Origin of the sequence: Bacillus benzoevorans (assembly GCF_014207535.1) — a bacterium.
Lineage (GTDB): Bacteria > Bacillota > Bacilli > Bacillales > Cytobacillaceae > Bacillus_BD > Bacillus_BD benzoevorans.
Genome location: NZ_JACHGK010000017.1, coordinates 25,294 through 51,835, shown reverse-complemented (window position 1 = coordinate 51,835; position 26,542 = coordinate 25,294). Strand labels below are relative to the sequence as shown.

At 39.4% G+C, this 26,542-nt stretch carries 28 protein-coding genes and 1 pseudogene; 13 read left to right on the top strand and 16 right to left on the bottom strand.

From position 1 onward, the window contains the following. Positions 1-77: 77 nt before the first annotated feature. The 4 genes from HNR53_RS18515 to HNR53_RS18505 all read right to left on the bottom strand — a co-directional run bounded on the left by HNR53_RS18515 (position 78) and on the right by HNR53_RS18505 (position 4,106). A complete protein-coding gene (locus HNR53_RS18515) occupies positions 78-1,655 on the bottom strand; it encodes an FAD-dependent oxidoreductase (protein WP_184528809.1) in 1,578 nt (525 codons plus the stop codon). A 314-nt stretch (positions 1,656-1,969) separates the two neighbouring features. Continuing rightward, positions 1,970-2,101: a hypothetical protein gene (locus tag HNR53_RS23505; RefSeq protein ID WP_281391857.1), complete on the bottom strand. Its 132-nt coding sequence runs from the start codon at positions 2,099-2,101 to the stop codon at positions 1,970-1,972. A 166-nt stretch (positions 2,102-2,267) separates the two neighbouring features. After that, the gene (locus HNR53_RS18510) at positions 2,268-3,287 is read right to left on the bottom strand and encodes a polysaccharide deacetylase family protein (protein ID WP_184528807.1); all 1,020 of its coding nucleotides are present in this window, start codon (positions 3,285-3,287) and stop codon (positions 2,268-2,270) included. 327 nt (positions 3,288-3,614) lie between these two features. Beyond that, positions 3,615-4,106, bottom strand: coding sequence for an RrF2 family transcriptional regulator (locus HNR53_RS18505; protein ID WP_184528805.1), 492 nt, complete (start codon positions 4,104-4,106; stop codon positions 3,615-3,617). Between the two features lie 203 nt (positions 4,107-4,309). Between HNR53_RS18505 and HNR53_RS18500 the strand changes: the two genes are divergently transcribed. Both HNR53_RS18500 and HNR53_RS18495 read left to right on the top strand, forming a co-directional pair. Beyond that, positions 4,310-4,753 carry a carboxymuconolactone decarboxylase family protein gene (locus HNR53_RS18500; protein WP_184528803.1) on the top strand — a complete coding sequence of 148 codons (444 nt, stop codon included), beginning with the start codon at positions 4,310-4,312 and terminating at the stop codon, positions 4,751-4,753. Between the two features lie 93 nt (positions 4,754-4,846). Further along, entirely contained in the window at positions 4,847-5,026 is a 180-nt protein-coding gene (locus HNR53_RS18495; RefSeq protein WP_184528801.1) for a Spo0E family sporulation regulatory protein-aspartic acid phosphatase, read from the top strand. A 38-nt stretch (positions 5,027-5,064) separates the two neighbouring features. On the opposite strand, the gene HNR53_RS18490 is transcribed toward HNR53_RS18495, so the two are convergent. Next, positions 5,065-5,868: a metallophosphoesterase gene (locus tag HNR53_RS18490; RefSeq protein ID WP_184528799.1), complete on the bottom strand. Its 804-nt coding sequence runs from the start codon at positions 5,866-5,868 to the stop codon at positions 5,065-5,067. A gap of 920 nt (positions 5,869-6,788) precedes the next feature. Here HNR53_RS18490 and HNR53_RS18485 point away from each other — a divergent pair. Continuing rightward, the gene (locus tag HNR53_RS18485) at positions 6,789-7,007 is read left to right on the top strand and encodes a hypothetical protein (RefSeq protein WP_184528797.1); all 219 of its coding nucleotides are present in this window, start codon (positions 6,789-6,791) and stop codon (positions 7,005-7,007) included. A 118-nt stretch (positions 7,008-7,125) separates the two neighbouring features. On the opposite strand, the gene HNR53_RS18480 is transcribed toward HNR53_RS18485, so the two are convergent. Then, on the bottom strand, positions 7,126-7,338 hold the full coding sequence (locus HNR53_RS18480; RefSeq protein ID WP_184528795.1) for a hypothetical protein: 213 nt from the start codon (positions 7,336-7,338) through the stop codon (positions 7,126-7,128). A gap of 268 nt (positions 7,339-7,606) precedes the next feature. Here HNR53_RS18480 and HNR53_RS18475 point away from each other — a divergent pair, with 268 nt between their 5' ends. Both HNR53_RS18475 and HNR53_RS18470 read left to right on the top strand, forming a co-directional pair. After that, positions 7,607-8,602, top strand: a complete 996-nt coding sequence (locus HNR53_RS18475) for an aldo/keto reductase (protein ID WP_184528793.1) — start codon at positions 7,607-7,609, stop codon at positions 8,600-8,602. Positions 8,603-8,730: 128 nt separating this feature from the next. Then, positions 8,731-9,438, top strand: coding sequence for a DNA alkylation repair protein (locus HNR53_RS18470; protein WP_184528791.1), 708 nt, complete (start codon positions 8,731-8,733; stop codon positions 9,436-9,438). 84 nt (positions 9,439-9,522) lie between these two features. On the opposite strand, the gene HNR53_RS18465 is transcribed toward HNR53_RS18470, so the two are convergent. Continuing rightward, the gene (locus tag HNR53_RS18465; protein WP_184528789.1) at positions 9,523-9,732 is read right to left on the bottom strand and encodes a hypothetical protein; all 210 of its coding nucleotides are present in this window, start codon (positions 9,730-9,732) and stop codon (positions 9,523-9,525) included. A 187-nt stretch (positions 9,733-9,919) separates the two neighbouring features. Beyond that, positions 9,920-10,033, bottom strand: a pseudogene (locus HNR53_RS23725) (enoyl-CoA hydratase); the annotation flags it as partial. A gap of 198 nt (positions 10,034-10,231) precedes the next feature. Between HNR53_RS23725 and HNR53_RS18460 the strand changes: the two are divergent. Continuing rightward, positions 10,232-11,161: an AEC family transporter gene (locus tag HNR53_RS18460; RefSeq protein ID WP_184528787.1), complete on the top strand. Its 930-nt coding sequence runs from the start codon at positions 10,232-10,234 to the stop codon at positions 11,159-11,161. Between the two features lie 110 nt (positions 11,162-11,271). Here HNR53_RS18460 and HNR53_RS18455 read toward each other — a convergent pair whose 3' ends face one another. The 3 genes from HNR53_RS18455 to HNR53_RS18445 all read right to left on the bottom strand — a co-directional run bounded on the left by HNR53_RS18455 (position 11,272) and on the right by HNR53_RS18445 (position 13,508). Further along, positions 11,272-11,550 (bottom strand): hypothetical protein, encoded by a 279-nt coding sequence (locus HNR53_RS18455; RefSeq protein WP_184528785.1) that lies wholly within the window; start codon positions 11,548-11,550, stop codon positions 11,272-11,274. 339 nt (positions 11,551-11,889) lie between these two features. Then, the gene (locus HNR53_RS18450; RefSeq protein ID WP_184528783.1) at positions 11,890-13,071 is read right to left on the bottom strand and encodes a macrolide family glycosyltransferase; all 1,182 of its coding nucleotides are present in this window, start codon (positions 13,069-13,071) and stop codon (positions 11,890-11,892) included. Further along, complete coding sequence (locus HNR53_RS18445; RefSeq protein ID WP_184528781.1) at positions 13,068-13,508, bottom strand: helix-turn-helix domain-containing protein; 441 nt, start codon at positions 13,506-13,508, stop codon at positions 13,068-13,070. Before HNR53_RS18445 ends, HNR53_RS18450 begins: the two co-directional genes overlap by 4 nt. Before the next feature lie 309 nt (positions 13,509-13,817). Here HNR53_RS18445 and HNR53_RS18440 point away from each other — a divergent pair, with 309 nt between their 5' ends. Genes HNR53_RS18440 through HNR53_RS18430 form a run of 3 tightly spaced genes read left to right on the top strand, consistent with a single transcriptional unit; the run spans position 13,818 to position 17,802 of the window. Further along, positions 13,818-15,434 carry a spore germination protein gene (locus HNR53_RS18440; protein WP_184528779.1) on the top strand — a complete coding sequence of 539 codons (1,617 nt, stop codon included), beginning with the start codon at positions 13,818-13,820 and terminating at the stop codon, positions 15,432-15,434. A gap of 20 nt (positions 15,435-15,454) precedes the next feature. Further along, the gene (locus HNR53_RS18435) at positions 15,455-16,663 is read left to right on the top strand and encodes a Ger(x)C family spore germination protein (protein WP_184528776.1); all 1,209 of its coding nucleotides are present in this window, start codon (positions 15,455-15,457) and stop codon (positions 16,661-16,663) included. A 38-nt stretch (positions 16,664-16,701) separates the two neighbouring features. Continuing rightward, the gene (locus HNR53_RS18430; protein WP_184528774.1) at positions 16,702-17,802 is read left to right on the top strand and encodes a GerAB/ArcD/ProY family transporter; all 1,101 of its coding nucleotides are present in this window, start codon (positions 16,702-16,704) and stop codon (positions 17,800-17,802) included. Here the strand turns inward: HNR53_RS18430 and HNR53_RS18425 are convergent. Next, positions 17,795-18,031: a YczF family membrane protein gene (locus HNR53_RS18425; RefSeq protein ID WP_184528772.1), complete on the bottom strand. Its 237-nt coding sequence runs from the start codon at positions 18,029-18,031 to the stop codon at positions 17,795-17,797. The genes HNR53_RS18430 and HNR53_RS18425 overlap by 8 nt on opposite strands. Before the next feature lie 333 nt (positions 18,032-18,364). On the opposite strand from HNR53_RS18425, the gene HNR53_RS18420 reads away from it, so the two are divergent. Next, complete coding sequence (locus HNR53_RS18420) at positions 18,365-19,096, top strand: polysaccharide deacetylase family protein (protein ID WP_184528770.1); 732 nt, start codon at positions 18,365-18,367, stop codon at positions 19,094-19,096. A gap of 219 nt (positions 19,097-19,315) precedes the next feature. Here the strand turns inward: HNR53_RS18420 and HNR53_RS18415 are convergent, their stop codons facing one another. Next, entirely contained in the window at positions 19,316-20,473 is a 1,158-nt protein-coding gene (locus tag HNR53_RS18415; RefSeq protein WP_184528768.1) for a conserved virulence factor C family protein, read from the bottom strand. A 324-nt stretch (positions 20,474-20,797) separates the two neighbouring features. Here HNR53_RS18415 and ahpF point away from each other — a divergent pair, with 324 nt between their 5' ends. Beyond that, positions 20,798-22,324 (top strand): alkyl hydroperoxide reductase subunit F, encoded by a 1,527-nt coding sequence (ahpF, locus tag HNR53_RS18410; RefSeq protein WP_184528766.1) that lies wholly within the window; start codon positions 20,798-20,800, stop codon positions 22,322-22,324. 292 nt (positions 22,325-22,616) lie between these two features. Beyond that, positions 22,617-23,087: an FUSC family protein gene (locus HNR53_RS18405; RefSeq protein WP_184528763.1), complete on the top strand. Its 471-nt coding sequence runs from the start codon at positions 22,617-22,619 to the stop codon at positions 23,085-23,087. Between the two features lie 58 nt (positions 23,088-23,145). On the opposite strand, the gene HNR53_RS18400 is transcribed toward HNR53_RS18405, so the two are convergent. After that, positions 23,146-23,475: a hypothetical protein gene (locus tag HNR53_RS18400; protein WP_184528761.1), complete on the bottom strand. Its 330-nt coding sequence runs from the start codon at positions 23,473-23,475 to the stop codon at positions 23,146-23,148. A gap of 203 nt (positions 23,476-23,678) precedes the next feature. Here HNR53_RS18400 and modA point away from each other — a divergent pair, with 203 nt between their 5' ends. Next, a complete protein-coding gene (gene modA, locus HNR53_RS18395) occupies positions 23,679-24,509 on the top strand; it encodes a molybdate ABC transporter substrate-binding protein (protein WP_184528759.1) in 831 nt (276 codons plus the stop codon). Positions 24,510-24,689: 180 nt separating this feature from the next. Here the strand turns inward: modA and HNR53_RS18390 are convergent, their stop codons facing one another. After that, positions 24,690-25,139, bottom strand: coding sequence for a cupredoxin domain-containing protein (locus tag HNR53_RS18390; RefSeq protein WP_184528757.1), 450 nt, complete (start codon positions 25,137-25,139; stop codon positions 24,690-24,692). 94 nt (positions 25,140-25,233) lie between these two features. Beyond that, positions 25,234-26,478, bottom strand: a complete 1,245-nt coding sequence (locus tag HNR53_RS18385) for an anaerobic sulfatase maturase (protein ID WP_184528755.1) — start codon at positions 26,476-26,478, stop codon at positions 25,234-25,236. Between the last annotated feature and the right edge of the window lie 64 nt (positions 26,479-26,542).

Genomic DNA, 26,542 nt, shown 5'->3' with positions numbered 1-26,542 from the left:
TATATGGTGACATTTTAAGAGAGCCATTTGGCTCTCTTTTTGAATCAGTTATTATTTTTAAATTCCCCCTCTACTAATTAATAACCGGAGTCCTCTGATAGGAGATTGTCAATCATCTTATAATCATACTTCTGTAATGGTTTTTCCGCCGGACCTTCAATGACGTCACCGGTATACGAAAATCTAGAGCCGTGGCACGGACAATCCCAGCTCCTGTCCCCGCTGTTCCATTCAACCTCACATCCTATGTGAGTACAAGTTGTATCAACAATATGAAGTTTTCCTTCTGTATCTCGATAGGCACCTTTTCTTTCTCCATTAATGCTGATAACAGCCCCCTCATCATTGGGTAGCATGTTCGGGTTAAGATTGGTTATTTCAAGTTTTCCTTTAATTAAATGTGAAACAACATTGGCATTCTCGACGAAAAAGCTTTTTAAGCTGGGATTTGCGTAAAATCTTGATGGGGTGTAGAGCTTTTGAAATTTGCTCTTTTCACCCAAAACAGTGTCGCATAGCAGCAGGGCAGCAGCAGTACCATTGGACATTCCCCATTTCCTATACCCTGTAGCTATCAATATATTAGGCTGATCAGATGTAATGGCTCCGATATATGGGACCTTATCCAAGGTTGTTAAATCTTGTGCAGACCAGCGGTAAGGAATGGTTTCAAGTCCGAAGATTTCTTGGCCAAAGACCTCGAGCGCCTCGTAGTGTTTCATCGTGTCTATCCCTTGCCCAGTCTTGTGATTCTCCCCAACAATAAGGATCATTTCCTCCCCATTCACGGTTACGGACCTTAGAGAGCGTGTCGGTTTGCCCGCATTAATGTAGATTCCACCTGGAAATTTACTTTTGGGCTTGGCTGCAAGTACATACGAACGCTCGGCATACATTCTTGCTGAATAAAGCCCAAGTCCTTCATAGAAGGGGAAATGCGAACAGGCTAGGACATGATTGGCTGTAACACGGCCCCCGTCCCGCGTAAGAACCGTTGGCTGCTTTCCCGTCTCTACATTTACCGCAACTGTATTTTCAAAGATGAGCCCGCCTTTTTCTGTAATGTTTTGGACAAGACGCTGGAGGTATTTAAGCGGGTGAAACTGGGCTTGATCTCTCATGATTAGCGCGTTTCTAACAGTTATATTCAGGGGAATGGCATCAACCAGTTTCCCATCAATATGGAGCTTTTCATAAGCTTTAGCCTCTTTTTCGATCTTTTGTGCATATTCTTCTGTGGCTGCATACATATATGCATCCTGTGTACTAAAGTCACAGTCAATATGATCCCGTTCGATTGTTTTTTTGATAAATTCTAAGGCCTCTATGTTGGCTTCATAATACAACCTTGCTTTACTGCTTCCCATACTGGTAATCAATTCATCATAGATTAAATCATGCTGGGCCGTAATTTTTGCCGTTGTATGTCCCGTTGTTCCATTGAGTAACTTGTCTGCCTCCAATATCGCCACCTTTAATCCCTTATTGGCTAAAAGGTAGGCAGATGTTATTCCGGTAATACCGCCGCCTACAATAACAGCATCAACATGAATATCTTGATCCAGACGAGGAAAGTTTGGTAACTCTGTTGAGTCCGTCCAAAAGGATTCGGGAAACTCCGGTAACTTTCCCTCACCATAATTCTTGTTCGTCATTACATAGCCTCCATTCAATAACTTGGTAATATTAGGATACCCATCTCCTTATTACCCCATTCCCCACAACGAATACTGAAGTTAATTAAAGAAGCTTCTATAACCGGCTCTTATATGCAAAATGGGCGCTCATCCTTATAGGAAAAGCGCCCGTCAGTGGAACAAAAGGGATTATTCAATTTATTAGAATTTCTGAACTCCTACATTAATCAATGTTTGAATTGATAAAAGTAAGAAAAAATCAATTGGAGAGGTTCTTTATGAAAAGCCCTCATATTAGTTGAATATAATGTCCTCTACATTTATTGCAGAACTTATATTTTACCGGTTCCCTGGCAATAATCACAAGTTTCGTGATCAGGTCCACTTGGAGTGTTAACCCAGATTTCCCCTTCACCATTACATAGAGGGCATTCTTCTTCATCCGTTAAATTTGATTGACTCATTATAAAACCCTTCTTATACTTTTGATTATTTATTCTGCTTTCTAAATCGTCCTTTTCCGTAAACACGGATAATCCTCCTAAAATATATACCTGATTATATACCTTATTTTTAGGCAACTCAACCATCATATCACAATTGCCTAACAAAATGGCGGCTGTTAAATCGCTAGTTGCGGTCTATAGCAGCCTCGCTAGGTTGTGGATTATCAATACGTTTCTCACTCATTAGGTCACTCACAGTACCGAGTTGAAATCCTTTCTCCTTGATACCCGCTATCATAGCACCAAGCCCCTCAGCAACAGGCTTCGTAGGATGCATGAGAACCATGGAGCCTTTATCCACATTTGTAATAATATGCCTTACCATTACCTCCGTTGCCGGCTTTCTCCAATCAACTGTATCCACCGTCCATAGAACCGTTTTCATATTTAGCTCTTCAGCAACCTGGACCGTTACCTGATTAAAACTTCCGCTTGGCGGTGCAAACCATTTTGGTTTCACTCCAATGGTCTCTTCTATCACATCATTTGTTTTACTTATTTCCTGAACCGTTTCACCTTTGGAGCGTCTTTGCAGGTCAGGATGACTATACGCATGATTGCCAATCTCGTGACCAGCCTTATAGATCATCTTTGCCAGATCTGGATTCTTTTTAACCCAACTGCCATCGTAAAAGAACGTGGCATTAACATTAGATTTCTCTAAGGTATTTAGGATGATTGGAATATATTCATTTCCCCAGGCAACATTAATTAACAAGGCTGCCATCGGCTTTTGCGGATTGCCCCTATAAATGGGTTCAGCAGCTAAATCCTCGAGATGAACATTTGGCGGTATTTCCTCAAAAACAATTTTATTTGCATCAAATTTGCCTTTCTTCTCCATTTTTTTATAACTTGCCTGACTATTTACATCCAATCCATTATAACCGGGGATCGCTTTCCAAACTCTATCTATGGTTGCATCTATTGGGGCAATCCTATGTTCGCTCCTAAATTCCTCTATTTTTTTATATAGCTCATCGTTTTCCTTCGCTTTGGTCTGGGTAGCAGTGTTTGAAGCTGCAGCAGTGACATCAAATGGATTTGTAAAATTACCCAGTGCCAATATAAAAACAAATAAAGAAACCGCTAGAATGAATATTTTCTCTTTCTTCACCCCGTTTTCACTTCCATTCCGATTCATTTATTTTCCCCCCACCTTTATGTCCTCGATTTCAAGCAGTCGTCCCTTCATCGCAAGCCCACCCCGATAACCCCTCTTTAGATTGGGGTATAAAGTGGTTTTTTATTCGTAATTATATATGCTACATAGGCGCTAATCCTTATTTGGAATAGCGCCTGTCAGTGGCACAAGAAGGATCATTCGATTTAATTAGCTGAAAGAGACAAAAGGATCTAAAGAGAAAATCTCTTGGAGTCAAGGCAATCACGCTTTGTTTGATTTGTTAGATTTTTCGTTTATCTTTAGCACCGTATTCCCCCTAATCAAGGAATTTCACGAGAGTTTTTTTTATTGATTGCCTTTCGAAAAATATTCACGAGTACCTTCACGTATTTGTTTGGATAGGACATGATTAAGCTCTTCATTTAACCATGAAAGTGTTTTACTGCGTAAATAATCACGCATTTTTTCTTCCCCTGAGAGCATAACTAAATTGATGGTGCATGAAGAGGGAGCTGAACAGCAGCCTTCCTTATACAAATAGCCATTATCTTTAATATTTTTACATTGGAAAATAGGCTTGGCGCCTTCAACTGCTTCAACCACATCCCAAAAGGAAATATCTTCGGGAGATTTGGCAAGTCTATAACCACCTTTAACACCAGGAACTGAATTGACAATACCTGCCTTGGATAATTTGCTGAAAATTTTTGAAAGAAATGTCTCAGAAAGACCTTGAAATTCTGCTAAATCCTTTATCCCAATACTTTCCGTGGAAGGAGCATCTATTAAATAAACCAGACAATGTAAAGCATATTCAACTCCAACACTATATTGCATATAACTCACCTACTTTTGAATTAAGGATTATTCAAATTGTATCTTAGGAGTGTTTAGGGTTCTAGTCAAATTAAAAGAAATCCCCTGTCTTTTGGAAAACCCTATTTATTTGACAGATTTAATTATACTTTATATTATAGATAATGTTAATCGTCGATTAATTTAATCCATAATCGTAACTCTATTTTAAGGAGGAAATGAAATTGGAACAACGGGTTGATTATTACAATGTAGCACCAGAAGGACTTAACATAATGATGGAAATGGAGAAGTATACGAAAACTACTGGTATAGACAGTAAAACTCGTGAACTGATAAAAATTCGGGCTTCGCAGATAAATGGTTGTGCGTTTTGCTTGAATATGCACACGGCAGATGCTAGAAAAATGGGAGAAACAGAACAACGTTTATATTGCATTAGTGCTTGGAGGGAATGCACATTTTACACAGATGCAGAAAAAGCGGCTCTTGAGTTGACAGAGTACGTGACTTTAATCCCTACAAAACGTGTACCAGATGAACTCTATCGACAAGTACGTGAACATTATGACGAAAAACAATATGTTGACCTTATTCTAATCATCAATCAAATCAACAGCTGGAATAGAATTTCTATCGCAATGGGGAATACGGCTAGCGAAAAATAATCATTCACAATACACATCTTAATGATTGTTGGGCAATTGCGATATGATGGTTGAGTTGCTTAGAATGAGGTATATTTTTTAGGAGGATTATCCGTGTTTACGGAAAAGAACGATTTAGAAAGCAGGATAAATCAACTGAAAAGGGAGTTGGACCAAACGGTAAGAGTAACCGGGTTAAATAGCGATGACACCCTTCGTTGCAGTCAAAAGTTAGACGAACTCATCACGATTTATCAAAAACAGGACAAACCTCTCAATCACAAGAAAGATTGAGAGGTAAGTCTGTTACAAACCAAAATATTTTTTACAGTTCAAATCTCTAATACCTTTATTCCTGAAAAAATCTCTTTTTCCGCATTAGCTGAATTCCATTCGTGTGGGTAATAGCCTAATGGGTTACAGATTACTTCGATGCCATTGTAAAATTCATGGTACCGGGTATGAATATGTCCGAAAATATATTTTTCAACACCATATTTGAGCGCTAATTCTCCAAATCGTGAGCTTCCCATCATCGCATTAAAAAAATCCCAGCTTGGGTCGTTCTTCTTTATAACAAATTGCGAGAAGGGCACAAAATGTGAAACCATGATGATATTTTTCCCTTGATAGTCAATTAACCAACCTTCTATTTTTTCAAGATATCGATTCGTTTCATCCTGATCAGATTTTGGCCAATGAGCGTATGTTTTGTCTGGCCAGGTAAAATCGTTATATTTACCTAATGAAAACTCCTCTGTTGAAAATCCATCGATCCCAAATGTATAATCATACCATCCTCCGTCACCAATCACCACCCAATCTTCATTCAATTCTACCGGCCCATTTCCTAGATTCCCCGGAAATTGTAATAGTGTTTCATAACCAAGCATGGAATCTTCATGGTAAACATCGTGATTACCATGGACAAATAATAATTTGGTTTGTGGACAGTCCATTTGCAGCTGGTTTAACAAGTTTAGACTTTTCTCTGGTCCGGCCGTCATATCACCACTAATGATAAATACATCGGGAGAGTCGCTGTTGATCCATTTTTTTAAAATTGCCATAATATCTTCCCCTGTATTTTTCCGATTCAGGCCCTCATGAATATCCGACAAAACTGCAATTCTCATTACAAAACCCCATTTTTTTCAATTTTACTAATAAATTCGTTAGGATTATTGTTTTTCCTCCAATAATCCTCCATTTGAATCAATTTCATAATTGCTTCTTTTAAAAAAATCTAGACTGTTCCTAACGGGGCCTATTCAATTTTTTAAAATTTAGTTTTGTGAAGAAAGTAAAAGACACATCAAAACAAAAGGGTCTTAGCTAATCATCTTAGCTAAGACCCTTTTGTTTATTTTTAACCTTTAGCCTATCAATCAAAGAAGGATCAGATCTCTCTAAAATTGTTTATTGCTAATCAGTTGTTCATTTTGAGCATTGCCCTTTTCATAAAGCTTTTGGAATATGAAATTTAATAAGGCATTTGAAAGCAACAGCAAATAAAATGAAGTTTGACTTATTTTCAATTTAAAAAAGCGTAATTTGTTAAATAAACTAATGATCGGAAATGCATAAATATAATCTGCGATAATATTTATCAAACTGTACGGGAGAAACTTTCCCTTAGATAAATGAAATACCCACAAATTAGCAAAAAAATAAGGTCCCACAATTAATACCGATGTATTACACGTCATTACACCAGGCCCGCCTTTTGCTTTCCACAGTTTGTGAATTGTAAAATAGAACATTTCAGAAAGCAGAATACTAGATGAAAATAGGGTAACAGGTAAATATTTAATAAAGGACCTTTTGGGAATGTACCAGGCCGCCAAGATTGAACTAACTGTTAAAAAGATCCGTATGCTGTTTTTTATCATATTATCCTTCCTTTCTATTTTAGTTTGCTAAAAGGCAATGTTTTTATACTTAGAAGACAAATTACCTCACATTCCCAGTATAAAAAGTTTAGGCGAACGCCCTAAAGTATTTTACATAAAATAAGTAATACGAAGACCTTTATAAAGGAGAGTGAGTAATCAGGATGAACACACCGCAATATTTCAATCCTTATTACGCAGTTCAACCGAGAAACGCTCAGATGGACCAAATAAATATTCATCAAAGAATCATAAACATTGAGAAGCAGCTAGATATGCTTATTAAAATGGTTGACTATAATAATCAGATGCTTCGCTATATGCAACAGAATAATATTAATACCAATGCAGGTGGCGGTGGAGCAATCATTGTACGTATGTAGTTCCGAAGGTCGTCTCATTGATAAAAAATACACGGTTAGCATAGTAGAAATAAGATAGGAAGGCAAAATCTCGAATGTGGTTTTGTATTCATGATTTTATCCATGAGAGGGGGGGAAATTATGCATCGACATTTGAACTCGTATAATAACCATTATACTCGCGCAAAGACAAGAGCAGAGTCACAACAACTTGCTGAAAGGATGGCAAATATAGAATTTCGATTAAATCAGCTTCTTGAAACTTTATCAAGACAACAGCAATTTTACCAACAAATTCAACAGAGCTATTTAAAACGCTCATCCCAGCAACCGTACGAACAGTCCGAGCCAATAAATACGAATCCTGATCAACCAGAACCAGGGATACCATCTGAAAAACATAAATTACCAGAAAAACCTAGACGTGTATTTATTCCAGCTGGAAAAAACGGAGTTGTTCGGATGTAGCTCCCCTTTTCCATTATCTTTTTCGATAATCTTCAAAACATCCTGCTAGGGCGTTCAAAAGAATTGACTTTCATTTCCATCCTTCATTACACTAAATGAGAATATGTTAGTGTACAGAAATCACCATAAACAGAAACTGGGGGGTTACGAAAATGAAATATCGCTATCTCGGAAATAGTGGATTACGTGTTTCTGCTTTAGGTCTTGGGACAAATGCATTCGGCAAACGAGCTGACAAGGCTGCTTCTACCCGCGTCATTCACCAAGCACTGGATCAAGGCATCAATTTTATTGATACCGCCAATATTTATACAAATACTATGTCTGAGAGTATCATCGGAGAAGCATTGGAAAGCAAGAGACATGAGGTCATCCTTGCTACGAAAGCAGGACTTCCTTGTGGGAAAGGGCCAAATGACAAAGGTTCTTCCCGATACCATATTCAACGTGAGATTGAGGGCAGCCTTAAGCGGCTCCGAACCGACTATATCGATTTGTACCAAATTCATAGTTTCGATCCGAATACCCCTTTAGAAGAGACATTAAGAACACTTGATGATCTTGTCCGTGCCGGAAAGGTCCGCTATATTGGTGCTTCCAACTATGCAGCATGGGAACTGATGAAGGCGCTAGGCATTAGCGAACGAGATGGGCTTTCACAATTTATCTCCGTGCAGCAATCCTATTCCCTTGCTGACCGTACCATTGAACGAGAGCTGATTCCATGTTGTCTCGATCAAGGCGCTGGAGTCATTCCTTATTTCCCTCTTGCAGCCGGCATTTTAACCGGGAAGTATGGCGATGGGACAAAAGTTCCTGAAGGTTCCCGATTAGACACAGATCCGAATTCGATTATCAGCCAACGGCTTGGCGCCAAATATTTGCAGCTTGCGAACCAAGTTTCTACGATAGCAAAAGAACTTGATGCATCCCCTGCAGCATTATCGCTCTCCTGGCTGTTAAGCCGCCCGGTCGTTTCTACGATTATTGTCGGTGCCACACGGGAAGAACAAGTCATTGAAAATATGGAATGTCTATCGCTAAACTTAGACTCATCAACTCTCGAAGCACTCGATCACGTAAGCCTGCCTTTCAAAAATGGAGAACCATTTGCCTCTTATCGTTTGCCTAAAGAAGTGGGGAATTGACTTTTCCTTACGATAAAGAATATGTAATGTATTCCGGGGGCGTTTCTGCAACAGCATCAGGTACGGTTATTATAAAGAGTAGGGAGATTTTTTTCTGGGTCTTAATTATAAGAAAGGATGTGCCAAATATGGATTGCGAAACCGTGATGCAAGAGCTTGAAGCATTGGGTAAGGAACGAACGAAAAAAATATACATATCCAATGGCGCGCACGAGCCGCTTTTTGGTGTGGCTACAGGTGCTATGAAACCAATCGCAAAGAAAATAAAAATCAATCAACGTTTAGCCGAAGAGCTTTATGCCACAGGAAACTACGATGCTATGTACTTTGCAGGCATTATTGCAGACCCAAAAGCCATGACGGAGTCGGATTTTGACCGTTGGATGGATGGGGCGTATTTTTATATGCTGTCCGATTATGTGGTGGCCGTCACTTTATCGGAGTCAGACATTGCCCAAGACGTTGCGGATAAATGGATTACAAGCGGTGATGAACTGAGAATGTCAGCGGGTTGGAGCTGCTACTGCTGGCTTTTAGGAAATCACCCGGACCATGAATTTTCCGAAAGAAAGATTTCCGATATGCTTGTTCTTGTGAAAAATACGATTCATGACGCACCAGAACGAACGAAGGCTTCGATGAATAATTTTCTCTACACCGTGGGAATTTCCTATTTGCCGCTCCATGAAAAAGCAGTCCAAACCGCAGAAGAAGTGGGTACAGTAGAAATCAAACGGGACAAGAAAAAAAGCAGTTTCCTAAATGCTTACCAAAGTATTCAAAAAGAAATAGAAAAAGACAGGATTGGTTTCAAACGCAAATATGTAAGATGTTAACATGAGCTTCGCCTATCATGATGGAAGAAACAAATTTCTTAAGGGAAACAAAGAAAGCTGTGGAGATCATCCCCAAAGCTTTCTTTATTTTTCAAAATGATTGATCAGAAACTTCTCATACAACATGAGCCAAATGTCTCCCAGTTCCTCTTCCGTCAATTCATATTTTGCCGTAATTTGCGCCATTACGGTTGAAATGGCCTCCAGCAGCGGCAGCTCATGCGACAAAAGAAAAAACACGGAATTAATCGGATCAAATCTTTTCCCCGGGAATGCAACAACATTGTCTTTCATGAATCTCTCTTCCTCCAAAGCATCCTATTAGTCTTTTTCTCTATCTTATTCATTATAGAAGGCAGGAGGAAGATAAAACAGATCCAATATATGGGGGATTAACCAAAAAGAAAGAGTTATGGGAGTATAGCCCAAAATCCCGCTTCCTCCCTCTTCCTGTCCTTTTGCCGTCTTCATAAAGACAGCTTTTCTCGGTTTCCGCCTCTTCCTGTTTCACTTCGCAAGTAATGATATCCCCGGTAAACACAGGTCTTAAAAACTCAAAATTCATCGTACGCGCCAACACATTTGCATCCCCGCCATTTTCGCTGGAAGCATTGCGGTTTGCTTTCCCTACAAAAAGCGACTAAAATATGATCTATCTATTAATCAATTATTCGTATTAGCAACATAGCAAAATAGTTAATGATGAAGGACACACTAGCATAATACGAATTTTATAAATTTGGAGACATCTTGGAACACCATTATTGATGTTAGGAAGAAGGAATTCGAAGCAATGCAGCAAATGACGACTTTAATTGAAAATTTATGGGTCTTTTTAATTATTATTATTATCGGGTATTTCATTGGGGCGAAAAAATATGTGAGGTCTGGATTTAAGAATGACCTAACCTTTGTTTTGCTTAAGGTCACTTTGCCGCTTATGGTGGTTGATGCTGTTGTACAGCCTTACAATGGAGAATTGTTCAAAAAGGGGATCATGACTCTTGTTTTGACTAGTGCTGGGTTTTTCGTCTGTTTTGTTATCGGGTTTATATTTATGATACTTTTTAAAGTAGAGTCCGGCAAGCAAGGGATATGGCTGTTAGGTTCTACTTTTTCCAATCTGGGCTATATGGGTTTCCCGGTCATAAATGCCATGTATGGATCCGATGGATTGTTCCTGGCAACCTTCGCGAATATCGCGTATAGTCTTTTCTTCTTTTCCGCTGGCGTTATCGTCATTGCCGGTGATAAAAAGAATTTCAAATTTAACTGGAAGGCCGTATTCCTTAATAACGTCATGATCGGACTTTATATTGCGCTGTTCCTCTTTTTCACGCAGATTCCATTGCCTGGTTTCGTGCAGGGAACGGTGTCGATGCTTGGTGATATGACCGGTCCGCTTTCCATGTTCATTATCGGATTGACGCTAAGTGAGTATCCTTTAAAAGAATTGTTTAATAACCGTACGCAATATCAAATTTCCTTTGTCCGCTTGATTGCCGCACCGCTGGTCATCGTCCTGCTGCTTAAATTGTTCCCATCTGATGGGAATGAACTGATGATTGCGGTTTTGGCGATATTGCTTGCGATGCCAATCGCCGGAAATACGACACTTATGGCCACGGAATACGGCGGAGATGAAGAATTTGCAGCCAAAAGCACCATCCTTTCATCCATCCTCTGCATCGCAACAACACCGCTTATCTTTTTAATGATTTAACACAAGGGGACGTTTCTCGCGTTTCCCTAATTTATTCCAGGGACAAGGGACCAGTTTCATAGAAAGTGGAAAATGAGACAGGTTTCAACCTGTCTCATTTTATTTACAATCTAATTGATGTCCTCTTCGTATATTTCACCAGATGCAGAATCAGACGAGTATCTGATTCCAGATTGTTTTCCTTCTTCGAACCAAGAAATCGTCATGCTTTTGTTTAAGAAATTTTTTCTTAAACTGAAGCCTCTAAAGTTCTTTGCTAATAAAGATTCTAGTTCAATTAAGCCCATGCTTTTATAATCCGTAAGGTTCTTATTTTCTGCCAATTCCCTTAATTTCTGTTTTACGCAATATTCAAGATTCTTTTGACCCTCCAATACTCTTTTCACCATATCCCCCCATTTCCTTGTTTATATTTTCCGACAAAAAATAATAATTTTCAATAGTAACAAGGCAACAAAAGCACGGTTTAGTGTGTTTCTATTTATTCCAATTGGTTATTTAAAGGAGAAAAAACCGGGATAATTGAAGACATCTGCTGAGGCAAAGCTTTTTCCTATTTGACCGGTACCCAGATTCCTGTTTTGGCTGTGGGACCATCAGTCACTCAATCAAAATAACATTTAAAACACCTTTTTTTGTTTTCTTCGTTCGTTTTAGAGGGAGGAATTTTTGAAATTCCATGTTCATTTTTCCGGACGATGTCCCTGTTTTCGACAAGCCTATCTCCATTAAGATTCTTTCTCGATTTTAGCAAGAATGACATCGGCTGCCTTAACTGCACCGCCGGCTCTGTGAAAGGTTTCGGACAGTTTCTGTGCATTTTCCTTATAGATAGGATTCGCGAGCACCTCAGCTGCCGCTGCTGCCAGATCTTTTGCCTTCTTCCCCTTCAGCATTATTCCTGCACCTAGTTCCACAACCCGGTTGGCGACTGTTCTTTGTTCACTATGCTGTGGGAATAAGACCATTGGAACTCCGAAATACAGACTTTCATTCACACTATTCATACCGCAATGCGTTATAAATATATCGGCTGTTTGAAATACAGCTATCTGATCCACAGAGGCTTTTATTGTAAAATTTCCCGGGATGCTGCCAAAGGAAGAAATCTCCGTTTTGCCGCCAACTGACATCACAACTTCATAGTCCGTATTGGCAAAGGCTTTGATGCAGGTGTGGTAAAAATCCTGATTTTGATTGAGTACCGTTCCAAGAGAAATATAGACTACTTTTCTATCTTTTTTAACATTCTGCACTGGCAGAGATTGCCTAATAGATGGCCCGACAAAGGCATAGCGGTTAGAAAAGGTATCTGCCATCGGCTGAAATTCTTTCGCTGTGTAAACAATGGTATCCGTTTCATTATCATTTTGAATCAGAGAGACAAAACTCTCTACCTCATATCCATGGCGTTTGAGTTCCTGAATTTTAATGTTTATGCGCGGCATACCCCTGATCATTCTCCATATTTCGCTAAAACTTCGCTTCATCAATTTTGCTGTATGCTGATTAAAAGCGAATGTTGTTGTCGAGCAAATATAGGAGATTCCCAGCTTCTTGGCAAATAATTTTCCCCAAAAGCATATAGAATCGGATACAATGCAATCCGGCTGAATTTCTTGCAATTCCCTGCATACCTTTTCATCTAAAGCCATCGTTGTATCAGCAGCCATTTCAATTAATGCTGCAAAATCCTTGCCAACCTTCCGATCCAATTCTTTTTGCGAAGCTTTTGGCAAAAACTCATCACAAGCAATAAATACTGCCCCAGTGTCTACGATTTTCCCCTGAAATTCTTGAAAGGAATAATACCAAACTTGATGACCTCTATTGACCAGCTCTGCAACAATCGGGATCGTCGGATTGGTATGACCATGAGCGGGAATTGAAAAAAAGACGATCTTGCTCATTCTGCTTCCTCTCCCTTTAATTCGGCTTTTCGAATCATTTCGGCAAATTCCAGAAAACCCTCACTTTTTAGGATGGCAATTCCTTTTGTGGCATCCTCCCCCAATACAATCAGTTTATCACCGGGATGAATCTGATACATTTCGCGTGCCTGTTTAGGAATGACAATCTGGCCCCGTTCTCCAACCTTCACTACCCCAAAAAACTGCTTCCCCTTGGGGCCGAGTTGGTTGATCTCTTCTTCCCTCATATCCCGTGATAATTGATCCAAACTGACTTGAAAAAAATCTGCAAGAACTTGGCATTTATAGATATCAGGCAAAGCTTCCCCGTTTTCCCACTTTGCTACTGTCTGACGCGATACATTTACCTTCTCAGCCAGTTGTTCCTGACTCCATTTCTGCTTTTTCCGTAAAACACGAATATTCATACCAATCATGTTTTTCATCTCCTTATATTTTTACTATAAAGAAGATAACAGCTGAAGTCTATCAACAGTCCGCAACAGTTATTGTTAAAAATTGTGGCAAAACACTCAAGCATATGCTATGGCTTGCCAATTGGAAAAACCATCATTAATGAGCCGCTGGGAATTGTGGAAGAAGCAGGATCTGATGTTACCAGGGGGTTTATGGCGGTTTGTACAATATGTTTCCATTATGCAATAGATTTCTATGGTAAGTGTATTAAAAATTGGAAATATAGGCATTCTAAAGGAAGACTCTACCACCTTGGAGTGTTGAAAGATATGAGCAGTTCATGGAATCGATTCATAAAGAATGTAAAAAACAGCAAGAAGACAACACAGTTTGAAGAAAGAGAAATTCTCGTAAACCAACGGGAATTGAATGAACATTTACGTAAAAATCTGCAAATTGTTAAAGAAGCTTTAGGGAATAGCAGTGATCTGGCTATTCGAGAATTTAAAATGGGGAAACCCTCTTTTCATCCAGTAGCCATTGTTTATATCAATGGGTTAACCGATATGGAAGTCGTTAGCAATTTTATGATCGAAAGACTCATGAATTATGCTGACCATACAGATGAGGCTGCTCCACAGTCACCAATGCCATTATTTACAGAGATTAAAGAGCATATTTTATCCGTTGGAACCATTAAGGAGATAACGGATATGGACAAACTGTTGCATTCTCTCTTATCAGGGGAATCCATTCTTCTCATGGATGACTGCAATCATGCCCTTAGCTGTTCGGCACAAGGCGGCGAGTTAAGGGCGATTACAGAACCGACATCAGAACCGGCTGTCCGGGGACCGAAAGAAAGTTTTGTTGAGGCTCTTATTACCAACACAGCCATGGTTCGCCATCGCATTAAAAGTCCAAACCTGTGGGTTGAAACGATGAAACTAGGAAAAATCACCCAAAATGATGTATCCATGATGTATGTGAATGGGATCGTCAATGATAAACTTCTGACCGAAGTCAAAGAACGGCTCGGTAAAATTGAAGCCGATGAGATTATTGGTGCAAATACCATCGAAGAATGGATTAATGATGATGTATGGACGTTATGGCCAACCACGTTTATCACAGAACGTCCAGATGTAGTTGCCGGTCAATTATTGGAAGGACGTGTGGTTATTTTTGTTGACGGCACACCGGACGCTTTAATTTTACCAGCGACCTGGATTGAATTTTTCCAAACAGCAGAAGATTATTACTTACGCTGGAATATCGCCAGTTTTTTGCGAGTTTTGCGGATCATTGCTTTCTTAATCACTCTTTTAGGACCGGCCCTTTTTATAGCCTTTATTGCCTATCACCCTGAATTGATTCCGACCCCTTTACTCATCAACTTAACAGCGCAACGGCAGGGGATTCCATTTCCGATCTTTATTGAGGCACTATTAATGGAATTTACCTTTGAGGTATTACGGGAAGCTGGAGTACGAATGCCGCGCCCGGTTGGGCAGGCAGTTTCCATCGTTGGTGCACTTGTGTTAGGGGACGCAGCTGTTTCAGCAGGGATTGTCTCAAGTGCCATGGTCATTGTGGTGGCAGGAACGGCCATCGCCAGTTTTACGATCCCCCATTATTCGATGATGGATGCAGTCCGCTTATTTCGCTTCTTGATGATGGTATTAGCAGCTTCCTTTGGGCTTTATGGCATTGGCCTAGGCGTCATGGCTTTAGTCGCGCACACGTGCAGCATCCGCTCGTTTGGAATCCCGTATTTGACTCCTTTTGCTCCACTCATTCTTACTGATTGGAAGGATACTTTTGTGCGTGTGCCAAAACCATTTTTATCCACACGTCCGCGCTTAATCAATCAAAAGAAAATCAAGAGGACAGGGTCTACTCAAAATCTTGGTCCTTCCCCAAGAGACAATCGAACACAAGAATAACGGATTAAAGAGGGATTCTCATGATACGTAAACCACTCTTCCTCATGGTGTTGCTTTTATCTATTGTATGTCTGTCAGGCTGTTGGGATCGTAAAGAATTACAAGATATTGATATTGTCAGTGCGATTGGGATTGATGCAGGTGGCGATGATGCCGAAAACAGATATCTTGTTACCGTCCAAGTGATTAATGAAGGATTAGTGGCTGGCGGATCACAGAAAGGCGGGATGACAAATACTTCCCCAGTTACGATTTTTTCAGCAAAAGGGAGCACGGTTGCTGAGGCACTTCGGAAAATTGCGCCAAAATTACCTCAGGAACTATTTTTTCCTCATGTTCAATTAATGGTCTTAGGGCAAGAGTTAGTACAAGAAAAAGGAATTAAAGATTTATTTGATTGGATTGAACGTGATTCCCAATTTCGCACCCTCTTCCCTATTTTAATCGTTAAGGATCACACAGCAAGGGATGTTCTTAAAATCATGACATCTTTAGAGCCCATCCCTTCTGCTAAAATTGTTGGCGGACTGGAATCCACGCAAAAAATGTGGGGCGAGTTTGCAAGCACCCGTGCTGATAAAGTGATTCAACAAATAGGTGGTGAAGTGACCCATATCGCAGGTGTTCAAATTACCGGTGATTCGGAAAAAGGGAATAAATTAACCAATGTTCAACAAATAGCACCGGATGCAGAGCTGGAAATAAAAGGGCTTGCGATCATTAAAGAGGGGAAACTTGTAAAATGGTTAGACGGAGATGCGGCGCGCGGTGTGACATGGATTAATAATGAATTAAAAAAAACGGTTTTGAACCTTGATTGCAAAGGAAAAGATTTGGGGATTGCCATCGACGTATTGCGCTCAAAATCAAACATTACTGCGGAAATAAAAAAGGGAAAACCTATTATTCATATTGCAATTCGTGCAGAAGGTCACATTTCTGAGGTACATTGTCCGATTGCTCTTGATAAATCTGAAACGTTTTACCAGCTTGAAGAACAGATGGAACAAGAAATCAAAGAAGAAGTCTTGCTGGCTTTAAAAGCCGCAAGAGCAGAAAAAAGTGATATTTTTCATTTTGATGAGACGCTCAACCGCAAAGACCCTAAATTGTGGAAGGAAATCAAGGGAAAGTGGAATGATGAAATCTTTCCCGAGACTGAAATCGATGTTAAGGTAAAGGGATTTATCAGACGATCAGGATTACGAACGAAGCCATATATAAAATAAAGGTAAAAGGATGCAGCGAAAGGAGGTATTTTAAAAATATGGAAAAAGTCAAAATTAGTGTCACTCAATTATTTATTCTGATGTTTATGTTTGAGATAGGTACGTCATTGGTCATCAATTATGGGATAGAGGCAAAAAAAGATGCCTGGCTTGCTATTCTTTTAGGAATGTTCGGGGGAGTGTGCTTATTTTTTATCAATTACTATTTATTTCGTCAATATCCTACTCTGCCGCTTACTGGATATGTCAGAATAATATTTGGCAAATATTTAGGTTGGCTGATTGGTTTGCTTTATATTCTGTTCTTTCTGTATAATTCGGCACATAATATTCGTATATCTGCTGAATTACTGCTATCATCGATATTACCGGAAACCCCCATATTAGCCATTATTATCTTAATGGTTCTTTTGATATGTTATGTACTTTATTTAGGGATTGAAGTATTAGCTCGGACAGCTGAAGTATTTATTGTCGTGTTAATAGCTATAGGATTGTTAGGAAATCTTTTCGTATTTTTATCAGGAAATGTCGATCTTACGAATTTGCAGCCGTTTTTAGAAAATGGATGGAAACCCATCTTTAAGACTACATTTTCCTTCACACTTATGCAGCCTTTCGCGCAAATGTTTGCCTTTTCCATGATTCTTCCTTACTTAAATCGCCCGGAATCAGCTAAAAGGGCGGGGGTGACTGCCATCATTGCAAGCGGACTTGTCTTAAGTTATACGATCAGCTTAGATATCGCCGTACTAGGTATCGAAGAAGTGGAGAGATCTCCGTTTCCTTTGTTATCAACTGTCGGAAAGGTCAACATTATGGAGTTTATTCAAAGGCTTGATGCCATTGCGGTGTTTACCTTGTTGATTACGGTCTTTTTCAAAGCCTCTATCTTTGTATATGGAGCCGTAGTAGGAATTGTTGATTTGTTTAAGTTAAAAAATCACCAATCCATTCTTTTACCAACTGGACTTATTATTGTATTCCTTTCAATGGTATGGGCTTCAGATTCTGCCGAAGTCAGACAAGAAAGTTTGCTGGCCATTAAATACATATTGGGCTTTTATCTCATCGTGCTCCCCTTCCCAATGCTGCTAATTGCCATGATTCGTAATCGCATGAAGAAGAAGGCTAGCTAGAACCATTTTGTTTGTTTGCTTTATTTTTTCTAATCAATAGGATTTGGTGACCAATTGTCAATAGAAAAAAAAAGACTAACATGATAATCTCTCCGGCTTCAATCACCCAAAATGGGTTAAGTAAATGAGAGACGGCGTAAGTAAACTTATATCCTAATAACATATCTATTAATAAATTTTGAGCAGTGGCTAATAGAAGAATAAAGATAAATACCCCAAATACTTTCATTTCTTTCTCCCCATTAATCAGAAAACAAAGGGACGGTTCTCGCGTTTCCCTAATATCTTCCAAGTTATTTTTTAGGAACGAGCGAGTCTGTCGTGATACATTTAGCTGCTCAGATAGCCGTTGATAGCCGTTCCTGACTCCACTTCTTAACTAATAATATTTATATTGTCTCTCAATTCTTTCAAATTATTATGAAGGCAGATTGTTGTGCATAAAGAACTTCATTCAACAAAAAGAATATATCATGTTTTATGTTTTAGAAAATCTTGGGCATAGGGCAGTCTACTTCGTGGGAAAATAAAGGGGAGAATTTAAAAAAGGTGAGGAATATTTTTGAAAAAAACTGTATCTTTTTTTCTATTTCTATTTATTCTGTTTCTGCCGTTTCAAGTCTTTGCTGAGCGAAGAGTACCGATTCTAGTTTACCACTGGATTGATGAGTATACCGGAGTCGGTCCGAAGGATTTGTATGTCATGCCTAAAAATTTTGCGGAACAAATGAAGTACTTACGGGATCAAGGCTTCACCCTATTGACCTTTGAACGCTGGCAGGACATCGATAAAGTAAACAAACCGATTTTTATTACTTTTGATGACGGCTATAAAGACAATCTGAATGTATTGGCCATTTTTGAAAAACTGCAAAGCGATTCTTTTAAGCCTGCTGGCACCATTTTCGTGATTTCTGATTTTATCGGGCGCTCCAATCGTTTATCTCGTGCTGATTTAAAAAAGCTCTCGGACTCTGGACTATTTTCCATTCAGTCCCATACTGCGACCCATCCAAACTTAACAAAAATCACAAATTATTCATTTGAGCTGAAGGAATCGAAAGAAAAAATTCAAAACATTACCGGCAAACCCGTCATTGCGCTTGCTTATCCGTACGGAAGTTATAATGACAAGGTAATAGCAGAAACGAAAAAATACTATTCTTTCGGGATTACGACCATTCCAAAACTCTATTCTAAGCAAGGCATCAAGGACGAAAACTACTTGATACCAAGAATCTATATTAATTATTCAACTTCTCTTAAAGAATTTGCCAATATGGTCGGTGAATAGAAGATTATGGATATTTTTATGTATATGTCAGGCTTTAGAACAACCTGACATATACACTGCTAACAATATCAATCTAATTTCCCAGAAAAAACTGCGTTAATAGATTTAAGAAGATTTCGCATTTTTAAATTTTGCATCCCATGCACGCAGCCTTAATCAGGTGTAACTGAGCATTTGGCAGAGACGTAAGCCCTTCCACTGCCCATAAGAAGAACTTTTTCAAACCGTTCTAGTGCCGCCGTCATCACCAAGTTCATTGATTTTTCTAGCCTCGGTCATTTGCTTCCACACAGAACCTTTCGCTTCCTCACCTTGTTCAATTCGTGACATCGCCAATTTCACCTGCAGGCTGACTTCAAATTCAGGATCCTGTTCGGCTGCCTTTAAGGCTGGAAGAACACTTTCATCGCCGACCTCATATAAAAACATGGCGGCACGCCAGCGGACCAGCTTGCTTTCATCCCTTAACGCCTCCATCATAGTCTGCATCGCTTCAGGATATCCTAAGTCTGATAAACAATCTCCGGCAGTCCTTCTTACTGTTACACTCCTATCTTTCAAGGCACGGTAAAGATATGGCAAGACAGTCTTATCTTTAATCATCCCTAGATAAACGGCTGCCAGTCTTCGAATCGAGGCTTTTTCATCCCCTAATGCTTTCTCCAGCATAGGTAAATCCTCAGTCGTTGGATCAGGCATTTGTTCTAATAATTGATATCTTTTACGCCAATCAGGTTGATTGAAATCTTCAATACTAACCTTTTTCCGTTGTTTTACTACTGCTTGATTGTCAGGGTTTTGGGCCTCTTTAATGATCTCTTCCAATCTCTCCGGCGGATAAGCGGCCAGCAGCTCCTCTAACATTTCGGCACCAATTTGGTCCATTTCTCCGTATCGGACACCAAAATCCTTCCATCGTCTAACCAGTACATAATTGTCGTTCAAACCCTGTACCTTAAGAGTTGCATTTGCAAAGTTTTCCGGAAGTCCAAACCGTTTTTCTTCCGTCCCATCTGTCAACTTGATTTGCACAGGCACCCCCTTGTACATAAGGACTTGTGCTTTAATTTCTCCAAAATGGTCATCCATTGTCTGGCTTCGCTCGTTATCATCAGTCTCATCAGTTCCAAATGCCCTCTTGATTTGGGATAAAATCTCTCTCCAATCAAAACGCGGGTTTCTTTCAACCGCCAAAAAATCCGCCACATGGTAGACACCCTTAACACCATCAATCTCTAGAATCTTTTGCACCACTTCAGGTGCCCCTACCTTCGATTCCTTCTTATAATTATGGCTTTTTCCCATCGGCAGCTCTTCATTTAAATTGATTTTCATCGTGTTTGGACTTGGAGTTGGTTCGATTGAGATAATCTTCATTTTTTCCCACCCCTGTATAGTAAGTAACAGCTATTTTAACATATACAGATGCAATGAACATAACTTCTGCCTGGGGGCTGACTCTTTATTTCTGGTCAATTTAATTGAAATCATTTGACAAATAAAAATATTAATTTATAATATTAATTATATAATAATTATTATAAATTAGTATTTAATATTATTAACGTAATTAATATGAAAATGAAACTTGATAAAAGAAGTGCAACATCCTCACAATCTTATGAACTAAGGGAGCAGATGAATATTTATCAATCGGACACCCATCCTAATTCTATGGAAAAATTAAGGAGGACGTAAAATATGATGTTAGATACTGAAATTAAATCCCAATTATCCCAATACCTGCAGCTTATGGAGGGAGACATTCAGATCAAATTAAGCGTGGGAACGGATGACGTTTCACGTGATATGTCGGCTTTAGTAGATGAATTGGCATCTATGTCGGCAAATATTCATGTAGAAAGAACGGAACTAGATCGAACACCAAGCTTCAGTGTGAACCGTCCAAGTGAAGATACAGGGATTACTTTTGCCGGCATCCCGCTTGGACATGAGTTTACCTCATTAATCTTAGCTTTATTGCAAGTAAGCGGCCGTGCTCCCAAAACGGATCAAAAGGTCATTGACCAAATTAAGAAACTCAATGGCAGTTATCATTTTGAAATCTATGCCAGCTTAAGCTGTCATAATTGCCCTGATGTGGTTCAGGCACTTAACGTGATGAGTGTTCTGCATCCGAATATTACCTCTACCATGATTGACGGTGCTGTTTTTAAAGAAGAAGTAGAAGCAAGAGAGATTATGGCTGTACCAACAGTCTATTTAAATGGAGAACCCTTTTCCAGCGGCCGCATGTCACTAGAAGAAATTCTCTTGAAGCTTGGGAGCGGACCGGATGCATCTGAATTTGCTCATAAAAAACCATATGACGTTCTTATTGTCGGCGGTGGTCCGGCAGGTGCAAGCGCGGCAATCTACTCGGCACGTAAAGGAATTCGTACCGGAATTGTCGCGGATCGCTTTGGCGGACAGGTTTTGGACACAGTTGGGATCGAAAACTTAATTGCCGTCAATTATACAGAAGGTCCTAAGCTTGCTGCCACCCTTGAAGAACATGTGAAACAATATGACGTCGATATCATGAATCTGCAGCGTGCGAAACGAATCGAAAAGAAGGACTTCATCGAGGTGGAATTAGAAAACGGTGCTGTTCTTAAAGGAAAAACCGTCATCCTCTCAACAGGAGCCCGTTGGCGCAAAGCCGGCGTACCGGGAGAAGAAGAGTATCGCAATAAAGGAATTGCCTACTGTGCCCACTGTGATGGTCCATTGTTTGCCGGAAAAAATGTGGCTGTTATCGGCGGCGGAAATTCCGGTGTAGAAGCAGCCATTGACCTGGCTGGTATCGTTAAGCATGTCACTCTTTTAGCAAGGTCAACGGTAAAAGCGGATCCGATTTTGCAGGACCGTTTGCATACTCTTTCTAACGTGACTGTCATTGAAAATGCGAAAATAAAAGAAATCACGGGGACTGACAAAGTAAATGGAATTTCCTACATCGATCGGGAAACAGAGAAGGAACAACATATTGAGCTGCAAGGTGTATTTGTACAAATTGGAACGATACCAAATACCGAATGGCTGGCAGACAATATCGAACAAAATGAAAATGGCGAAATCATTACTAGCAAGGATGGATCGACAAGCATTCCGGGAGTATTTGCAGCCGGGGACTGTACAGACAGCCTGTATAAACAGATTATCGTCTCCATGGGATCCGGGGCAACAGCAGCCTTAGGGGCATTTGATTATTTGATTCGGAATTAATAACAAGACATATTTCCTAATAACTTATACAAAGAAAGAGCGTATTTTTTTAAAATTACCTAAAATACGCTCTTTCTATATTGTATTGAATTCTCCTTTCCGCGTTCACTTCGCTCGAAGTACGACGTGAATTTGTACATAGTAATACCTGAGTAAGGTTATTCTATTTTTAGAAGCATAGCATTATTTGACCCGTAAAGGCAGGATTTCTCTTCCATCTGACTAATAAGATTTTATCGTATGGAAATAATTTTAAAAACTTGAGGTTAATATGGTCTCACAAGGTAAAAAATTGTCAAATAAAAATCTATCTATATTAGCATGGAAATTAGCAATAGGCTCTACTTTAGCTTGGGAATTAGCCAAGCTTTTAGGATCCGACCATCCTTATTTAGCTCCGCTTTCTGTGATCCTCACGATTCAATCAACAATGGATAAAACAGTGAGCCTCTCGATAAAACGGATGATGGGAACCATTATCGGAATATTTGTTACACTTTTAATAGCAAAACATTTACCCGTTAGTGGATGGAGCTTAGGAATATTAATCCTTTTAGGTTGTTACATCTCCATCTATTTGAAACTGGATAAAAAAATCCTTCATCAAGTCGCACTAACGATCCTATTTGTTTTTGTTTTTGAACACCAATCAAAACAATATGCCACAGACCGGTTGAGAGACACGCTAATCGGTGTATTGCTTGCCGGGATTCTTCAATTAGTTTGGTCTCGGTTCATTTCGCGAAAAACTCAACTGCAGTAACGTTACGATGTTCAACAAAAAGGGAAATCACCTTTTTGAATGATGATTTCCCTCATTTCTACTTTCCTTTAATCTTTTCGTGAATGCTTTGAAGTTCTTCCAAAGATAGTTCTCCTAACGAATCCCGTATTTCTTGTTCTATTTTATTGCGATTGTTTTCCTGATAATCCTCCCACCATTCCCGAAGCCCTTCGGTGTTCGTGAGAAGATACTCGATATCGATTACTTCGACTTCATCATCAGACAGATATTCCAATACCGCAGCTAAAAAACGGGTGAGTTTTTCTACCTGTTCTTCTGAGCTGCCTTCTGGTGCAGCATCTTGTTTCTCTTCCGCTTCTTTTTCCAGTTCCGTTTCATTATCATTCACAGCAGGCTTTCGCGGCATCGTTTCACCCCTTTCACCTTTTAAAGTTTAGAGATTTAGATTATCATTGAACTCATTTCTTAATTTTTCCTATTGCCTTATTTTTAACCATTCTGATCGCAGCTAACATAGAGTTATCAATAAAATATCAATCAAATTAGTTATAATAAGATATAAATAGTTATAATCAATTATAACTATTTATAATTATTCGAGGTGAAGTCATGCGAAAACAGTTTAAATTAGCCAGTGTTCTCTTATTTTTACTTATATTTTCAGTGGCGTGTTCTAATAACCAAAGCCCTGATCAAGCATTAGACATGAAAGAAACACAAACAGCATCTGAGAGTAAGGAAAAGGTAAAAAACGTTGAATTGACCATTTCAGCAGCAGCTAGTTTGAAAGATGCAATGGATGTGATTCAACAGACCTATCAAGAAGAACATCCCGAAGTACGCCTGAAATTCAACTACGGAGCTTCTGGTTCTTTGCAGCAGCAAATCTCTCAAGGAGCGCCGGTTGATCTATTTTTCTCGGCAGCAGAAGATAAGTTTGATTTATTGGTTGAAGAAGGGGTTATTACAAAAGGAGATGGGATGGATCTTCTGGGGAATTCACTCGTATTAGTTGTCCCAAAAGCGGATCGATCGATTAAAGCTTTCGAAGATCTTGCCAAAGCCGATGTAAAGAAAATTTCTATTGGAACTCCTGAAACAGTACCTGCGGGAAAATATGCACAAGAGTCTCTTGAAAAGATAGGCATTTGGAAAGATGTTAAGTCAAAAGTGGTTTATGCGAAAGACGTCCGTCAAGTATTATCCTATGTGGGGACAGGCAATGTTGCCGCTGGAATTGTATACAAAACAGATGCATTGGTTTCAGATAAAGTGGAAATTGCCGCAGCCGCCGATCCTGCCACACATACTCCTATTGTTTATCCTGCCGGGATCATTAAAGATTCTAAACAGTACGAAGCAGCAAAAGAATTTTACAAGTATTTACAAAGCAACGCTGCATTAAAGGTTTTTGAGGAATATGGATTTGCTACTAAATAAAGATTTTTTTTGGTACTGATTTTTCCGTGAAGAGTTTGGGATGTCAACAAAATTTGAAATCACCTTTTTGAGTGATGATTTCTTTCATCTTAACTTTCCTTTAATCTTTTCGTGAATGCTTTGAAGTTAGCGCAGCCAAACAAGAGGTGGAAACCTCTTCCACCTCTTCATCTCTGATTATTAATCCACGACAATATACCCAATCATGGGACCGTTCTTTTCGATAGAGGAATGGGTTAAACAAATTAAGCGATAGGTTCCCTCTTTCTCAAACCTCGCATTAAAAACGGTTTCTTTCCCTTTTTGAACAGTCCCCTTATAGTCGGTTCCTTCAATGATAAAAGGATGCTCTTTTCCGTTTACCCCATAAATACTGATCGTTACTTCCTCACCCTTTGGAATAACAATCGTACCGGGGTCCCAGCGGTATGCCTCTATTTCTTTTCCAGCTTCTGTTTTAGAAGCAAACTCACCCGTGACCAAATTGATCTTAAATTGATTCTCAGGATTTGTTACTTGACCAGTTGTAGTAATAGCTGAAGGTTGAGACCATTGCCAGCCTGCAAATGCTAATAACAGAATAAGAAATGAAGATAATAGCCATCGTTTACGAATATAAATGAGTTTCATCAAATCCCCTCCTTAAGCAGCTTGTCTATAATAGTGTATGAAGAGGGAACAGAAAACTTGTCTTTTAAAAAATAGAACAAGTGTGATTCCAATTTTACTTCGCAATGACAATCGGTTGTTTGATGACATCTTTTATTGCAGGGACCGGAATTCCGTTTTCAAGGAGCTGGACCATTACTTTCATATAACGATGGATGTGGGTAAAGTATTTTTTATATCCGGAGCAAAGATAGTTTAGTCCGGGTTCTCCATCGGGAGTGGTAAGAAAACGGTGTTTTGGGCATTCTCCATTACAGGCAAATTTCACTTCGCAATTTTGGCAATACTTAGGAAGGGTAGATTTTTTTGCCTGGCCAAAATCGTTCTGTTGCATGGAGTCCATCATTTCTTTAAACGTACTAGATTTTATGTTTCCTAATTTATAATCTGGATACATAAAATGATCGCAGGAGTATACATCCCCATTATGTTCGATAATCGCCGCTTTCCCGCATGTCTCTGCGAAAATACAGACCGTTGCCGGCAGTCCCATCCAGGAAACAAGAGAACTCTCAAAATTCATCACATTGACTGTCCCAATATCTTCTCTAACCCATTCATCAAAAACAGTAATCAAGAAGTCACCATATTTCTCCGGCTCTACTGTCCATGGCGCTAAATGAACACCTTCTTCATCGATCGATGCAGGTGTGGCATGACGCAGCCCTAATGCTTTTGCTTCTTGGTCGGCCAATCTCTCAACAATTGGAATAAACTGAATAAATTCCACGCCTTCCTTTTTCAAAAATCGGTAAATTTCCAATGGTTTCATTGAGGATTCATTGGTTACACATGTTAAAACGTTATATTGAATATTGTATTTCTGCAGGCTATGCAGTGTCCTTAACACCCGATGAAAGGTAGGCTGTCCGCCCTTGTCTACACGGTATTTGTCATGTATTTCTTCAGGTCCGTCAAGACTTAAGCCGACGAGAAAATGATTTTCCGCCAGAAAAGGAAACCATTCATCGGTTAACAAAGTTCCATTTGTTTGCAGTGAGTTGGCTATTCTTTTACCATTTGCGTATTTCTTTTGCAATTCAACCACTTTTTTATAAAAATCCAAGCCCATTAATGCGGGCTCTCCTCCTTGCCAGACAAAGGGAATTTCTTCAGCGTTTTGAGCGGCGATATAGTTTTTTATAAATTTCTCCAGTGTTTCTTCTGACATGCGAAAAGAAGTTCTCGGTTCAAATAATGACTCCTTTTCCGTATAAAAGCAATAATGGCAGTCCAAATTGCAAATCGGTCCGGATGGTTTCGCCAGCATATGAAAGTTCGTTTCTGCCTTTTCAATCATTTGTTGTCACTCCTTATGAAAAATAATGAACCAGTGGCAAAATGATGCTGCCACTGGTTATGTT